General features: G+C 50.1%; 18 protein-coding genes. 5 read left to right on the top strand and 13 right to left on the bottom strand.

Annotation, left to right across the window (positions count from 1 at the left end):
* Positions 1-136: 136 nt before the first annotated feature.
* Together NST37_RS12200 and NST37_RS12195 are read right to left on the bottom strand one after the other, a co-directional pair.
* Positions 137-514 (bottom strand): (2Fe-2S) ferredoxin domain-containing protein, encoded by a 378-nt coding sequence (locus tag NST37_RS12200; RefSeq protein ID WP_024984335.1) that lies wholly within the window; start codon positions 512-514, stop codon positions 137-139.
* Positions 515-558: 44 nt separating this feature from the next.
* Positions 559-1,905, bottom strand: coding sequence for an ATP-binding protein (locus tag NST37_RS12195; protein WP_031933310.1), 1,347 nt, complete (start codon positions 1,903-1,905; stop codon positions 559-561).
* Between the two features lie 223 nt (positions 1,906-2,128).
* Between NST37_RS12195 and NST37_RS12190 the strand changes: the two genes are divergently transcribed.
* The 4 genes from NST37_RS12190 to NST37_RS12175 all read left to right on the top strand — a co-directional run bounded on the left by NST37_RS12190 (position 2,129) and on the right by NST37_RS12175 (position 3,874).
* Positions 2,129-2,335, top strand: coding sequence for a helix-turn-helix transcriptional regulator (locus NST37_RS12190; protein WP_003386927.1), 207 nt, complete (start codon positions 2,129-2,131; stop codon positions 2,333-2,335).
* Positions 2,332-2,631, top strand: a complete 300-nt coding sequence (locus tag NST37_RS12185) for a hypothetical protein (protein WP_327956095.1) — start codon at positions 2,332-2,334, stop codon at positions 2,629-2,631. Before NST37_RS12190 ends, NST37_RS12185 begins: the two co-directional genes overlap by 4 nt.
* A 112-nt stretch (positions 2,632-2,743) precedes the next feature.
* Entirely contained in the window at positions 2,744-3,514 is a 771-nt protein-coding gene (locus NST37_RS12180; RefSeq protein ID WP_051925611.1) for an aminoglycoside adenylyltransferase domain-containing protein, read from the top strand.
* A 33-nt stretch (positions 3,515-3,547) separates the two neighbouring features.
* A complete protein-coding gene (locus tag NST37_RS12175; RefSeq protein WP_003386930.1) occupies positions 3,548-3,874 on the top strand; it encodes a hypothetical protein in 327 nt (108 codons plus the stop codon).
* A 29-nt stretch (positions 3,875-3,903) separates the two neighbouring features.
* Here NST37_RS12175 and NST37_RS12170 read toward each other — a convergent pair whose 3' ends face one another.
* Positions 3,904-4,035, bottom strand: coding sequence for a hypothetical protein (locus tag NST37_RS12170; protein WP_264484516.1), 132 nt, complete (start codon positions 4,033-4,035; stop codon positions 3,904-3,906).
* A gap of 193 nt (positions 4,036-4,228) precedes the next feature.
* Here NST37_RS12170 and xerS point away from each other — a divergent pair, with 193 nt between their 5' ends.
* Positions 4,229-5,341, top strand: a complete 1,113-nt coding sequence (gene xerS / locus NST37_RS12165) for a tyrosine recombinase XerS (RefSeq protein ID WP_003386931.1) — start codon at positions 4,229-4,231, stop codon at positions 5,339-5,341.
* A gap of 150 nt (positions 5,342-5,491) precedes the next feature.
* Here the strand turns inward: xerS and NST37_RS12160 are convergent, their stop codons facing one another.
* The 10 genes from NST37_RS12160 to NST37_RS12115 all read right to left on the bottom strand — a co-directional run bounded on the left by NST37_RS12160 (position 5,492) and on the right by NST37_RS12115 (position 14,452).
* The gene (locus NST37_RS12160) at positions 5,492-6,280 is read right to left on the bottom strand and encodes a transglycosylase domain-containing protein (protein WP_003386932.1); all 789 of its coding nucleotides are present in this window, start codon (positions 6,278-6,280) and stop codon (positions 5,492-5,494) included.
* 162 nt (positions 6,281-6,442) lie between these two features.
* Positions 6,443-8,029 carry an acyl--CoA ligase gene (locus NST37_RS12155; protein ID WP_003386933.1) on the bottom strand — a complete coding sequence of 529 codons (1,587 nt, stop codon included), beginning with the start codon at positions 8,027-8,029 and terminating at the stop codon, positions 6,443-6,445.
* 81 nt (positions 8,030-8,110) lie between these two features.
* A complete protein-coding gene (locus NST37_RS12150; protein ID WP_039071131.1) occupies positions 8,111-8,824 on the bottom strand; it encodes a hypothetical protein in 714 nt (237 codons plus the stop codon).
* Complete coding sequence (locus tag NST37_RS12145) at positions 8,824-9,363, bottom strand: TlpA disulfide reductase family protein (protein WP_003386935.1); 540 nt, start codon at positions 9,361-9,363, stop codon at positions 8,824-8,826. The genes NST37_RS12150 and NST37_RS12145 overlap by 1 nt, the downstream gene beginning before the upstream one ends.
* 195 nt (positions 9,364-9,558) lie before the next feature.
* Positions 9,559-10,473 carry a C40 family peptidase gene (locus tag NST37_RS12140; protein WP_003386936.1) on the bottom strand — a complete coding sequence of 305 codons (915 nt, stop codon included), beginning with the start codon at positions 10,471-10,473 and terminating at the stop codon, positions 9,559-9,561.
* A 260-nt stretch (positions 10,474-10,733) separates the two neighbouring features.
* On the bottom strand, positions 10,734-11,360 hold the full coding sequence (locus NST37_RS12135; protein ID WP_003386938.1) for a fumarylacetoacetate hydrolase family protein: 627 nt from the start codon (positions 11,358-11,360) through the stop codon (positions 10,734-10,736).
* Between the two features lie 58 nt (positions 11,361-11,418).
* Positions 11,419-11,961, bottom strand: a complete 543-nt coding sequence (locus NST37_RS12130) for a hypothetical protein (protein WP_003386939.1) — start codon at positions 11,959-11,961, stop codon at positions 11,419-11,421.
* A 190-nt stretch (positions 11,962-12,151) separates the two neighbouring features.
* Positions 12,152-12,748, bottom strand: coding sequence for a VanW family protein (locus NST37_RS12125; protein WP_024985058.1), 597 nt, complete (start codon positions 12,746-12,748; stop codon positions 12,152-12,154).
* A gap of 226 nt (positions 12,749-12,974) precedes the next feature.
* On the bottom strand, positions 12,975-13,601 hold the full coding sequence (locus tag NST37_RS12120) for a DsbA family oxidoreductase (RefSeq protein ID WP_024985057.1): 627 nt from the start codon (positions 13,599-13,601) through the stop codon (positions 12,975-12,977).
* Between the two features lie 119 nt (positions 13,602-13,720).
* Positions 13,721-14,452 carry an ABC transporter permease gene (locus tag NST37_RS12115; protein ID WP_339186700.1) on the bottom strand — a complete coding sequence of 244 codons (732 nt, stop codon included), beginning with the start codon at positions 14,450-14,452 and terminating at the stop codon, positions 13,721-13,723.
* Position 14,453 lies beyond the last annotated feature (1 nt).

The raw sequence follows: 14,453 nt of genomic DNA, 5'->3' as shown, positions 1-14,453 counted from the left end.
TTTACACTCCCCTTTTTTCAGGTCATTTAGCCCTTTTCCTGTGGTTCTACAGGTATCTATAGCCTAGCCTTTTTGTTCTCATTCTTTGCAAAAACAAAAAAGCCGCAGCATCTTATGCTGTGGCCTGTACTCGGTCCTACTCTGCATTCTTTTCCGATTTGAATCGTCCCACGGGAGCATCGGCTGACCGTTCAAATCCGTCAGGGCTCCATTGGTGCGAGATGCTTGCCTCAAGCGGCTGGCCATTGGCCATATGCTTTTGAACAATTTCTTCGGCAAGCTGCGGGGTTACATTCCGGTACCACGTTCCTTCCGGATATACGATCAGAACGCATGAATCTTCACATCGCCCATTGCAGTACGTTTTTGTCGTATGTACCAGATCATCCAGTCCCGCTTCCTTGATCGCTGAGCGGAATGCCTTCGTTACTTCTTCTGCACCTGCCCGGGTGCAGCTTCCCCCATTGCACAAGAGTACGTGCTTCCGGGTACGCGATAAGTTCCAAGTAGCCATTTTATCTTCTCCTTCTTCCCTTTTTCTCTCTGCTGCTCGTCGCCTCAATCCACCGAATTCCGTTGCCCGGCTGCCGGGAAAAGCATCGTGACGGACGTTCCGATTCCTTCTGCACTCCGGATACTGATCTGGCCATCATGGGCTTCCACCAGCCCTTTGGCAATCGTGAGTCCAAGACCCGCCCCGCCGCGTTCCCGGTTTCGGGAGCGATCCCCCCGGTAAAAACGGTCAAAGATATGGGGAAGGTCTTCGGCAGCGATGCCGCTTCCATTGTCCGATACAACCGCAACGATTCGATCCCGTTCCTTTTTTACAGTCAACCGGATCTCTCCATGAGGGGCTGTATGCTTCCAGGCATTGGATAGCAGATTGGTGAACACTTGGGCAAGCCGATGGCGGTCCCCAAGCACCATCGCTTCACCTTCTAGCTGCTTTTTGAGCACGATGTTTTTTTGCGCCAGGGCGGCACTCATGGCGTCCGCAGTCAGCTCTGCAATCTTGCTTATGTCCACCATGTCCTGATTGATTTTGAGCGTTCCTGATTCTGCCTGAATGACTTCATCCAGATCGCTGACCAACCGGATTAAACGCAGCACCTCTGCTCGCGTCGCCTCCAGATGCTCCGGCGACGCTTCCCATACCCCGTCAATCATTCCCTCTGTCTGTGCGAGCAAAGTGTTAAGGGGCGTCCGCAATTCGTGAGAAATATCTGACGTCAAACGCTTGCGCAGCTGCTCTTGATGTTCAAGGCTCTCAATCAGATGATTGAATCTGTCGACCAACCCGGCTAGCTCATCCTTGCCGGACGTGCCCGGTACGCGCACTGACCGGTCTCCTCTCGATACAGCTATCGAGGCATCACTAATCCGTACGATCGGCTTTACCATGTTTTTGGCAATACCAATGCTGACCACGATAACGACGACAATCAGGATCAGCATCGTCCACAACAACGCGTTCGTATGGGCCCTTTGAAAATGTGTCTCAACAGAATGAGACGGAGCTTTTTCATGATGACTGATGGTCAAGTAACCGACCGTTTGGCCATCGACAGCAACCGGCAGCTTGGTGTATCCAGAGCCACGCACCGCAGACTCATCGCCGAATTGTCCAATCCGACTCTGATTCTGGTCCTGTAGCACGATTCGCAGGCCGAGCACTTTGGCAATCGCATCCATCTGGGAAAACGCACGCTCTCCCCAACGATTTTCGGCCTCATATGCCCTGCGGGCCACCTCCAGAACGTCCTGACGTTCCAGTTGTCTTGCTTCGTTCACATACATGGAAAAATGAATATCCATTTCTTTGATCGAGAGCAAGGCAGAGATGAGAATACCGCTCGCCCCTACGGCCATGAAGGCTAGAGCGAGCTTCATCCAGATGCGTTTCATCCCGATTCCTCCGCTGCGCAAGAGATAATCACCCTGTTTGAAAGCTCTAATGTCTTATTTTAGCAGAGAACGCTCAGGCTTTCACATGAAAGAGCACATTTGGGTGCGCTCACCCCGAAAGTCCAATGGTTTCTCTTTTCTTCTGCCCACAATGTAAAGCACACTTGACATATATGTAAAGTAAACTTTACGTAAAGCAGGCTTTACAGAAAGGATGTGAACCATGAAAAACCGGATAAGGGAAAAACGTTTGGCCAAAGGCTGGTCGCAGGAATACTTGTCGGAAATCGTTGGCGTCTCGAGACAAACCATTATTTCTTTGGAAAACGGCAAGTACAATGCCTCTCTGGTCCTCGGACACAAGCTGGCGCAAGCGTTTGAATGCGCCATTGAAGATTTATTCATTTTTGAGGGAGATGAAAACATATGACTGAAACAATCGGTACGTATGCAGGGCTGTTTGGCGGGATGCTATTGGGGCTGTTGAGCTTGTATTTGGGGAACCACTTCGCAAAGAAAAAACGGGCACTGGATGAGCGCCACCACTTGATCCGAACGAAGGCGAGAGCTGCTTCCTGGTTCGTCACCCTGGCTGCGATTTACCTCTTCTTTGTGCTGGTCCTGCTGAACGCCGTTAGCTCGATCACCTTCATTCTGGCAATGCTGACAATGGTCCATATCGGAAGCTGGGGATGCTTCGTCTTTTATTATCAGCACAAGCTTTGATGTAGAAGTCTTGTGAACAAAAGGCAAATTATGGTACGTTTAAAACAATAAGCAGCAAGGCGGTGATCTGCACATGCAGTCGGTGAGTGTTCCAGATGAGGTCCAACTGCTAATGGAAAGCTATAAAGAGCAGGCCCAGTCTGCATTTTCAGATCACCTGTCCGGAATATATGTCTATGGCTCCATTGCCTTGGGAGCCTTTGCTTCCGGAAAAAGCGATATTGATTTTCTGACGGTTTTTCAAAATGAACCGACGCGTGAGGATCTCACAAGCATACAAAACATCCATAAAAGACTGCAAAGAACCAATCCGCTGGCGAAAAGGATGGACGGCATGTACTTGTCGGCAGAGCATCTGGGCAAAACCAACCAGCAAATCCCTTCATATATTTACGTCGCCGACGGAAAAGTCCGGCAGGGCTATTGGGATATAAACGCTGTAACCTGGTGGACCGTCAAGCATCATGGCATCCCCGTTTACGGCCCTGAACCTGCCGAGCTTGAACTGTCCATCGGCTGGGATAACGTCGTGGATGCGATGAACATTAATTTGAACGTTTACTGGAACAAACGCGCAGAGTACGCAGCCCTTTATCTTGTCGATGAATTGCTGGCGGATGCGGTATGTACGCTCAGCAGGATTTTGTATACATTGGAGTGCAAAGAAATCGGTTCAAAAGTGCAGGCAACCCAATACGCCCTTCACACTCTGCCTGCCCATTGGCATTCCATACTGACGGATGCACTCCAGATCAGACAAGGGGAAAAGAGGAAAATCGGCCTTGTCTCCCGTTGGCGTCGAGCGAAAGAAACGCAAGCTTTTATCCGTTTTATCATTCAACATTGCAATAATCGCCATATGTTGACATCAATCAAAGCGTAAAGCGGATTCCTATTTCCGAAGGAGTAGATTCACATGTTGAACAACTGGTGGTCTGCCGGCGGGCTTTTGACCGGAATAGCCGGGTCAGCGACAGCTTTGGCAATTTCTTGCCAGTTCATCTTTGGCGATGCCTTCAGAGGCCTTGATTTCTTGCTCTTTCTATTGATTTTGCTGCCCGCTTGTTTTGCCTTGATCACATCATTTGTGCCGGCGCCGCTGATCCTGATTGCTTTTGTTTGGTCCCTGCCGTTAAGCGTTTACCTCTGGGTCGCATCCAATGTGGAGTGGTTTGCGCTCACCTGTGCCGTTTATCTTCTCTCTGCCGTCCTTAAATTCAAGGGTTCACGAGTCGCTTTTTAACCGTGCTCAAGTCCTCGCCACTCCTTCCGTCATCCCTCCTTCAGATACAATTTCGGAAACCCGTACGCGTCTCGTCCGGTCTCTTTCCTCCCTGCCATCTGTCTCGGCATCCGCAAATCGTTTTGCTCTTCTTCCATCAGCCGCTTCCGCTCGTCGTTCATCTACTCCTCTCTTTTTTTACAATCAACCAACTTCTTGATTCCGTTACTATCTCACAGCAGCATCTATTCGTCATTTCTTTATGCTCCTGCTCGAAATAGGAACAAAAATTCCCATCAACCTGCTTTTTTGATAGAATGTATGTTCGGGAACGATCCTGTTTTATTCATTGCGACATAAAGGGAGGACGGTTTGATGTCTGTCATAAAAAAACGAGATTCCATACAATTGCTGCAGCTGATTCCCGAGTTCCCCTGGTACGTGGAAAAATTCGTCGAGCATAAAAAGAGCAAGAAAAGTTCTCCGTCCACCTTGGTTGGATACCTGCGGGATTTTTCCTTTTTCTTTCGCTGGTTGATGGCTGAAGGCTTGACGACTGCCAAAGAAATGAAAGACATCCCCTTGGAGACCTTGAACGATTTAAAGAAGGAAACCGTGGAAAGCTATATGCTCTATCTGCAGGAATCGCATTTGTTTGAGCGGGCTGGCCTTTTGCAGAAGCCGACGCGCAGCGCCAAGCGTGAATACAGCGACCGGACCATCCACCGTAAAATCTCGAGTCTCAAGTCCCTGTTTACGTATCTGTCCGCACTCGCGGAGGACGAGAATGGAGAGTCTTACCTTTCCCGCAATGTCATGGCCAAAATCGAATTGGACTTTGTCGAAGCGACACCGCTTGCGCGCGCCCATGCCATCCGTGCAAAAATCCTGATTGACGATGAGATTCACCAGTTTGTCGATTTCGTCCAGAACGGGTACCAAGCCCACTGCGACACCACAAAAAAACTGCAGTACTACCGCCAAAACCGTGATCGGGATACGGCCTTGATCGCATTGATACTCTCCGGCGGCTTCCGCGTCTCAGAAATCGTCAATCTGGATTTGTCTGACGTCGTACTGGAGAAAAACCAATTAAAGATGGTGCGAAAAGGAAAAAAAGAGGATGCCCCTTTCTTCAGTGACTGGGGAAAAGCGTATTTGCAGCGGTATCTGGCAGTACGCCATACCTATAAACCGGACGAGAAGGAACAAGCCCTTTTTTTGGCTGTCTCTCCTGCCAAGCCCCATGGACATCGGATTGAGGTCCGTACTGTGCAGAAGCTGGTGAAAAAATATGCGCAGGCATTTGGCATTCCCGATCTGTCTGTCCATAAGCTGCGCCACAGCTTTGCGACCCAATTTTTGCGGCTCAATCCTGACGCCCACCAGCTTCAAGCTCAACTGGGTCATTCCAAGATCGAGACGACCATGCAGTACGCCCATGTGCTGGAGGACGCTCTGAGCAAAGCAGTCAATCGAACGACGTAATGACCAGTCAATAATGAAGGATCGGACCAGTTTGCAAAAAAGCCGATCGGCTCTTTAAAAAACCGATCGGCTGCATGTGATTCTTATCAATTAGAATGTCGCAAGCCGACAGACTCGCCTTTTGACGTCTTTTAGAGTACTCTGGCTTTTTTAAGGCTGCCTCACCTGAATCTTTTCCGCGAGGGCTTTTTCCTTTTCCTGCTGTGACAGAATCTTCAACTCTGTCATTCTCTCCAGCACCAGATGCTGTCTTGCCATCGCCTTTTCGCTGTGCTTGACAGGCGAGTAAGCCTCGGGCGCTTTCGGCAGCGATGCGAGTATGGCGGATTCGCCGACCGTCAACGTATCGATCGCTTGCGAATTTCCTTTCCCAAAGTAAAACTGTGCCGCATTTCCGATTCCGTACTGGCCGTGTCCAAAGTAGATGACATTCAAATACATCTCCAAAATCTCTTGCTTTGTGTAACGGCGCTCCAGCTCCATCGCGATCGCCATCTCTTTCATTTTGCGCCACATCGTTTTATCCTGGGTCAAAAACAGGTTGCGGGCCAGTTGCATGGTAATAGTGCTCCCGCCTTGGACATAGGCCCCCTCCTGGAGATCAATCCATACAGCCCGGGCCAATGCAGCCGGGTCTACCCCGCCGTGCTGCATAAACCGATGATCCTCGATGGCGACGAATGCCTTCCACAGATGTTCCGGCATTTCTTCTATCGGAATGTACCCGGACGAGCTGTCTTTCAAAGCTTGCAATCGGCTGTCATCGATCCAGGCGCTGCCTGCAGTCGTCATGAGGGACGGGACCAGGTAAGTCAAGCAAATAATGCATAGCGACAGAACCGCTATCCATTTTTTCCAATTGCCCACTGGGCGAATTCGCTTAGTTTCAACGCGTGGAAGCGGATTGATCTCGTTGGTCGTGAGGGTAACATGGTTCATCTGGAATCACCCCTTCTATCGTATCTATCCTTATCATACGAATGAAGAGGGGTTCTTCCCATCGAATCCACTTACACATTCCTTACATTTCCGTAATGTTTCAACGGACGGTGTCACTAAACAAAAAAAGCCCCGGCTTCATGCAGCCGGGTTTGATCGAATTTATGAGCGGTGTTGCTCTTTTTGTCTTTCCTTAAGCCGCAGCTCCACCCGTCGGATCTTTCCTGAGGTTGTCTTCGGCAGGTCGGTGACAAATTCTATTTTTCGCGGGTATTTGTAGGGAGCGGTCATTTTTTTCACATGATCCTGAAGCTCTTTCACCAAGTCATCGGAAGGCTCGATTCCTTTTTTCAGGACGACAAAGGCTTTGACCACTTGTCCGCGCTCAGGATCAGGGCTGGCTACGGCCGCACATTCCGCGACTGCCGCGTGCTTGACCAGCGCATCCTCCACCTCAAATGGACCGATCGTGTAGCCGCCGGAAATGATAATATCGTCTGCACGTCCCTCAAACCAGATGTATCCCTCTTCATCCATCCGCCCTTGGTCGCCGGTAACATACCAGTTGCCGCGGAAGGCCCTGGCCGTACGCTCCGGATCGTTCAGGTAGCCGCGGAACAGCGCAATCATCTCACGGTCAATCGCGATGTCGCCTACCTCGCCCTGCGGCAGCTCGTTGCCCTCTTCGTCGATAATTGCGACACGGACGACAGGAGATGGTCTGCCCATCGAACCCGGCTTTGGCTCCATGCCTACGAATGTTCCGACCAAAAGCGTATTTTCCGTCTGTCCGTATCCATCTCGCACGGTGAGGCCGAACACACGGCGGAACGTATCGATCACTTCCCGGTTCAGCGGCTCGCCAGCGGAACACGCACTGCGAAGCGCTTGCAGGGAGTAGTTCTCCAGGCCCGATACTTTGGCCATCAGGCGGTACTCCGTCGGGGTCGCACACAGTACCGTGATCGGGTACGCTTGGAGGTGGGCCAGATACACCTCGGGATCAAAACGTCCCTTGTAAACGAACGCTGTCGCTCCCATTCCCAGTGTTGCCACAAAGGGGCTCCACACCCACTTTGCCCAACCAGGTCCCGCTGTTGCCCAGACGAGATCGCCTTCCCGTACGTCCAGCCAAAGCTTGGCTGCTACAGCCAGATGTGCAAAAGGCCAACCGTGAACATGCATGACTCCCTTCGGTCCGCCGGTCGTACCGGATGTGTAAGAGAGAAAGGCCAGATCATCCGAACGAGTATCCGCACAGGAAAATTCGTCAGATTGTTCAGCCAACAGCTCCTGCAAGGCGATCCAGCCCTCGCAGCTCTGACCAATTGTGACAAAGCGCGAAAGCGACGGACAGTTTTGACGGATCATGTCTACTTCGGACAGGACGGCATCGAAACTGATAATCGCCTTTGCTTCGGCATGAATCGCACGGTACTCAATATCTTTGCTGCGAAGCATCTCTGATCCTGGCATGACGACTGCTCCCAGCTTCATCAGACCCAAGTAAATGGCATAAGCTTCGATCCCTCTCGGAACCAGCACGAGCACTTTATCTCCTGCTTCAATCCCCAATGATTGAAGACCATTGGCAACGCGATTGGAATAGCGGCGCAGTTCTTGGTACGTGAGAATTCTTTCTGTCCCATCGTCACTTAATTCCCAGACAGCCCGTCTTTCGGGATCACGATCGGCCCATTGGTCTACCTGTGCGGCAAAATTGTAGCGCTCCGGCATCTGTAGCTGCATGTACATTCCCCCATTTTCATCAGGTATAATAGGAAGATTCTCCAAATTTTCAATTTTTCCTTTTTCAGAAATTTTGGATTCCTAGCTCCTGCGTCTGAGCAGGATCCAGGCGCCTGCATAAACAGACGCAAGCCCCATTTCCTCACGATATGACCGCCAGCCTGTCTGTATGCTTTCGCTTGGGGTGAGCGCAACGTATAGGATAGCCCACAACCCTATGCCCATCAGCAGCAGACCGATCCGTTCTCTGCGGACAAAATGCGCTCGCGAACGCGAAAAGGTTAGCATGGCAATCAGGAGCACCATCACTCCTGCATGCAGGGCATTAACAGGGAGGTAGTAGCTTCCATTCAGTACCCATCCCCAGCCTTCGGTCTCCACCCCGTACTGCTTGACAACAATCGAATACACCGCAGCCAGAAAGGCAAAAGCACTGAGTGTCCATTCGATCGTTCTCTCTAATGGCCATTTTCCTCGAAAGGCTTGCAGAGCGAAAACCAGCAACCCGCCGACTGCGGCAGCTTCCAGACCGTACGCTCCGCCACTGTACAGCAGCCATCGGGAGGGCTGCAGCCACACCGCTTTTCCGGCTTCCAACACTGGCCACAGCTTGTACAAAAGAAGCCCAGCCAATAATGCGTTGCTGCCTGCCTGCAAAAACGACTGAACCCCTTCCAGCTTCTCTTCGACTCGTTTGATCCAAAATCCATAGAGAAGGAGTGCTAGGACGACAGACAGGACGCTGGCTGAGAAGTGCAACGGACCGATTGACAGCATTGCCCCCGGTTCCAGCATTACGGATTTCCTTTCTTCAGCAGGGGTTGTACAACCCGTTCAAATTCTTCGATCGTCACCGGACCCATTTTTTTGTACACAATCCTGCCGTCCGCATCTAGGACAAAACTCGTAGGCATGGCGATGATCTGGTACTCTTTGCTGATTTCTCCCTTGGGATCTGTGACGATGGGATAGTCTACCTGGTATAGCTTAACAAAATCCCGTGCCGCCTCCTCCGAATCATTGTAGGTCGTGTTGATCCCTATAAAGGAAACTTGATCCCCATACGTTTTATGCAAGGAAGTCAAATCGGGCATCTCTGCTTGGCAAGGCGGGCACCAGCTGGCCCAGAAATTCAGAAAAACAGGTTTGCCCCTCTGCTCTGCAAGCGACATCTCTTCTCCATGCAAGGACATCCCTTGAAAATCCGGGGCCAGATACCGGACCTCCGGTTTGGCTATCATCTCGTTTACGTTCTCCTTTTGACTGCCTGTCCCTACTGCTAAATAAGTAGACAAAGCGACAATCGCCAGAACCAGCATGTAACGAATCTTCATCGCTAATACACACCTCCTGTTCTTGCAAACAAAAACCTTCCATCATTTGTCAACCTATCTATTGTAACAAAAGCACTCCGCTTTCGTCCTAGTTAATATAGAAACAACATGGAGAGAAAGTCTGCAAAAGCGAAGAAAAAAAGACTCCCACGCATAAAGCATGAGAGCCTGTATCTTTGCGGATACGCGGATTTTTTATTCAGGAATGACGCGCTTTACTTTTACCACACGGCGTTCCCAGTTCGTACCATCGAACTTCGAGTATGTAACCCCAGGCTTACCGTACGTATGCAAAATTTTTCCGTTCCCTGCATAAATGGCGACATGCGTGATCCGGTCAGACGATGTGTTGACGGATGCTTTCATGAAAATCAGATCGCCTTTTTTCACGTTTTTCAAAGATACGCTTTTCCCTACTGTGGATTGCTGGCGAGAATCGCGTGGCAGCGTAATTCCCGCTTCTTTAAACACACGTTGGGTAAACGACGAGCAGTCAAACGTTTTGGTCGTGTTTTTGCTAGAGCCGAATTTGTACGGTGTACCCATGTATTTCTCACCGTTTTTAATTACCTGGTTGGCAATAGCGGTAGCTTCCGAGCCATTGTCGGGCGTACTTGGCTTTGAAGCAGACTCTTCTTTTACATACCGTCTGGCGCCCAAGAATTTCTTTTCATATGCGGAGTATTTTTTCACCACTACTTCATCTTGGCTCTGCGAAGAGTAGATAAATTGATCGTTCCCCACATAAATCCCCATGAAGGAAGGATTGCCTTTCCCATTGGAGGAGAAGAATACGAGATCCCCGGCTTTAACGCTTGTCCGGCTTACTTTGGTCCCGCCGCGATACAATTCAGAGATCGTATCATCAATTTTGATTCCTGCTTTGCCGTATACATACGTGGCCAATCCCGCTGAACCGAAGCTGTTCGGCCCTTCGGCACCAAATTTGTAATCTTTGCCCAGCAGCGATTTGGTCAAGCTCACGATTTGTTCAGACTTCCCGGAATCTTGCGAATAAGCGGCCGCTTGTCCAACTTGACCACCCATTAACAGGGACGTACTCAGCATGACGGCGATAGTCGATTTCATCACCCAATCTCTTTTCGTCACTCTCTTTTCCTCCTTGTCATGTTGTGATCCCTCAATCGGGTACAAGCACAGGTTACCGCAGGAGGAAACGGGAGGATAAGACCGTAAAATTTACCAATGCGTTTTTTGGTAACTTGGCCCTACACGAAAAAAGAGTCTCAAACATTGCCATGAATGCCTTTTAGTTCCCTGGGCCTAGATAGCAAAAAATACGCGAGGCCAAGCGCAAAAAAGCCATCTTCTGCCTGATAGTGTCAGAAGATGGCTTTCATTATGCGGAGTTAGACGAGTCTTGCAGTAAATTCTCCCCAGTTTTCCGATCCCCACAGGAAGCTAAAATGATCGCCGTTTTTCGTAGCTGCGACACCGGCAGGAGTGCCTGTATAAATAATATCTCCCTGGTCCAAGCCGAAGTGTTCATTTGTATAGCGGATAATGGTCATCAAATCGAAGATGACATCGCCGATATTCCCCCGCTGTGCCTGTTCGCCGTTCTTGACGAGTGTGAAATCCGTTTCCAGGCACGCTTGCAAACCTGGGAACGGCCGAAAAGCAGTGACGACAGCAGAATTCGGAAAGCCTTTTGCCAGCATCCAGGGATATCCCTTTTTCTTCAGCTCGCTCTGAACATCGCGCAGTGTAAAATCGATGCCCAATGCCATTTTGTCGACGATGTCCTCCAGCTTCGCCCCTTCGGCAAAAGGTCTGGCAATATGGATCACGAGCTCGGCTTCGTAATGCAGTTCACCGCGATTCCCCGGAAGCTCGATCTCTTGTCCATTCGCCTCAACCAGGGCATGAGTCGGCTTGCCGAAAAGCATCGGGGCCGTTGGGACCTCGTTTCCCAGCTCTGCCGCATGAAGCTTGTAGTTGCGTCCTACACAGTAAATATTCCGGATCGTTTGCATAACTTCTTCTCTCCCTCTTGCCCAATTTTCCCTCTTTTACTATATCACTGTTTGTTTTTCACGGACAGAAATCATTGCCGCCGTTTTCATCTCTTCCGCCGTACCATAAGCGCTCGTTGCCTCTGTTCTCCAGCGTCCCGATCGCTACGCAAACGGCCAACAGCATGCTGTCCAGATCTTCCTCCTCCAGTGCCTGCCAGTGCAGACGGTAAGAAAGAAGAAAGGCCTTCTCATCCAGGCAGACTGCACTTATATCGATATCCCGAATGGTTTTCAGCACGTGATATCGCGCACGCAGGGTGTCTCCAAGCGGAAACAATCCGTCCCACGTTTCGGGATCATAGCTGGAGGTGACATCGACTTGAAACGCAAGTGACTTTTCTTCCCGGCGAAACACTACATGATCTTCCTGATAAAACCCTGCCCCGCATGGAAGCGTATCTTCGAGAGAAAAGGAGACCCCCTCCGGCAGGTCTTCCGGTTTCAGTGCATGGATCAGGCGCCCGGGCAAAAGAAAGGCGCCATCTTTTCCAAGAGCAAGCTTTTCTCCCATTACGTGCACAAGAACTCCCTCTGTTTCCTCTCGAACGACAACGTACATGCAAATCCCTCCTACCAAACAGTATGTTCGCTCGGAAGGAGTCCAAAACGAGCAAGCCGCCTTTCTTTTATCATAGAGGGTGGAATTCCACTTCTGCTTGAAAGGCAAAAAAAAAGACGTGTAACAGACCTATCATCTGTCTACACGCCATAGCCATCCCTGTCAGTTATGTGTTTATGCTGGTACCGTTTTACTTCTTTAAGATGGCAATTACCACCTCTGTATCATCGTAAGTCTTGGCCTTGATCTTCAAGGTGTAGTCGTATGGATTGGAAAATCTGAAGTCAAGAAGTCCATATGCGACGGTAGCATCCTGTCCGACGGGTACATAGCCGACGGTCTTGCTGTGAGAGTGCCGTTCTACAATCGACAGCTGCGCTTCCATCACTGCATTGAACAGCGTCGAGGAGACTTGACAGATTCCTCCGCCGTATCCTTCGGTCAACTGGCCGTTTTGGATGACATGCGCTTCCTTCCAGCCATCTTCGGCCAGGTTGGAGTTGCCTACTTCCTTATTATAGGAAAACTCTTCTCCGGGCTTTATCTTTTCCCCGTTGATTTTTCTCATCGCTTTTTTGATGTTATGAATGCGACTCTCAGAGCTGCCAGCCATAGAGGTGTAGTACAGTCCCACGACATCTTCCTCATCTACTCCAAGACGTTCGATCAGCTTCTCGCGGTCAAAACCGGGCACGGCGGCAGTTGCTCCACTCGTTACCGATTGACCCGGTGCAGATGGATCAGGAGTGCCCGCTGCGCTTGCCGCCGGAACATGGATTACAGTCATCACAAGCCCTGCCAGTAGAGCGAATAGACAGGAACGAGATCGATTCTTCACTAACTCTCCCCCGCTTTTCTTCGATAAATTGAGAAAGCCGGCTTTGGTCAACGATTCACCGGTTCCTCTACCACTTTAGCAAGGTTATTGTCAAGACTCAATCTGTAAATCTTGGAGAGCGGATTCATGGGGAGGCATGAAAAAACCGCCCTCACAACGGGCGGCAATCGCTATGCTATGGGGTTTCCGACACCTGGCGGAAGGCTTTGAGAAAGTTCTCGACCGGATGCGCTCCAGATAGAGCCAATTTCCCATCAACCACGAAAAAGGGCACACCGGTAATTTGCAGTTGCTTCGCATACTCGAGGTCTTCGCGTATTTCATCCAGTTTCTCGCCCTTTTCGATGAGCAGGCGCGTTTCGATCTCGTCCATGCCGAGAAGACCCGCTATATTTACGAGCGTATCCAATTGACCGATATCCTGCCCATTTTCGAAATAAGCCCGGTATATAGCGTCTACCATTTCGGTCTGCAATTCTGGAGGAGCCAGCTTGATCAACTGATGGGAAGCAAGCGTATTGGGCCAAACGGAAACCTGATCAAACTGAAAAGGGATCCCTGCTGCTTCACCCGCATTGGCGGCATGCTGCACCATTTGTTTAGCCCCTTCGATTCCGCCTTTCATCGCCCCCATGTACTCCCAGAAGGGAACGCCTTCCTTGGGCGTGTCCGGGTTGAGCTGATAAGCCCGGTAGCGGATGGTGATCGGTTCTCCTTCCCACTGTTTGATAGCGTCAAATACATTCTTTTTACCGATCCGGCACCACGGACAAACCGTGTCCTGGAAAATTTCGATGATCATTCTGAAAGCTCCTTCCATATGTACGGTACCCTTATTGTAGCGCAGAGCTTCAGAGAATGTAAGTTAATAATCTTTTGTAAGCATTTTTTGTCTTTCTTCTATATATCATGCGACAAATATCATGCGACAACATCTCTTTTTGAAAGATACCTGATCGCAATAGCCGAGACAATGACAATGAACAAGCTGTTCATCGCCAAAAAGAGACCGTTCTCCGCGATTGTCAAACTTTCTTGGCTCAATGCGCCCATCCCGATCGTCAAGAGAGAATACGGGTAAAACATGCCGAGTTTCATCACATACATCCCCAGACCGATAAACGCTGCACAAATGCTGATGCCGATTGGGACTGCGAAGCTGCGGATGCGTATCGATAGAGCAAGCTGTACCGCACTGATCGCGATGGATGCATACAAGCCGCGGCTCATCCAGCCAACGGTTTCTATTGGAAATGGCGATGCCAATCCCAGCGCCTTCCCTGCGCAAAAATACAGCAGCAGGAAAAATGCCTGGACAATGAGCATCATTATCCCGGCGATAGCCAGTTTCGAAATGAAAATCGCAGACCGGGAAACCGGGGCCGTCATCACCTGGTACCAGTTTTTGTTGAAATGCTCGAGACGGCATAGATATGCACAGCAGATGGCAATGAGAACGGGAAGGAAAAACTCCCCGTAAAACAGGCTTACTTGTGTCCATAGGCTGTACCATCCATTGGTGAGCACGCTTTTGTTTGGGTAATAATTGGCGGTGCCAATCAAGATGCTGACAGCAGGCAGTGCCGCCAGAATGCTCCAAATGTACGACTTGCGCATTTTCAACCATTCGGCAGCCAAACTTTTTATCAACATG

The organism is Brevibacillus sp. FSL K6-6036 (genome assembly GCF_037964015.1).
Taxonomy (GTDB): Bacteria; Bacillota; Bacilli; order Brevibacillales; family Brevibacillaceae; genus Brevibacillus; species Brevibacillus borstelensis.
Note: the sequence above shows the minus strand (reverse complement) of the source record. Positions and strands in the feature narration are given on the sequence as shown.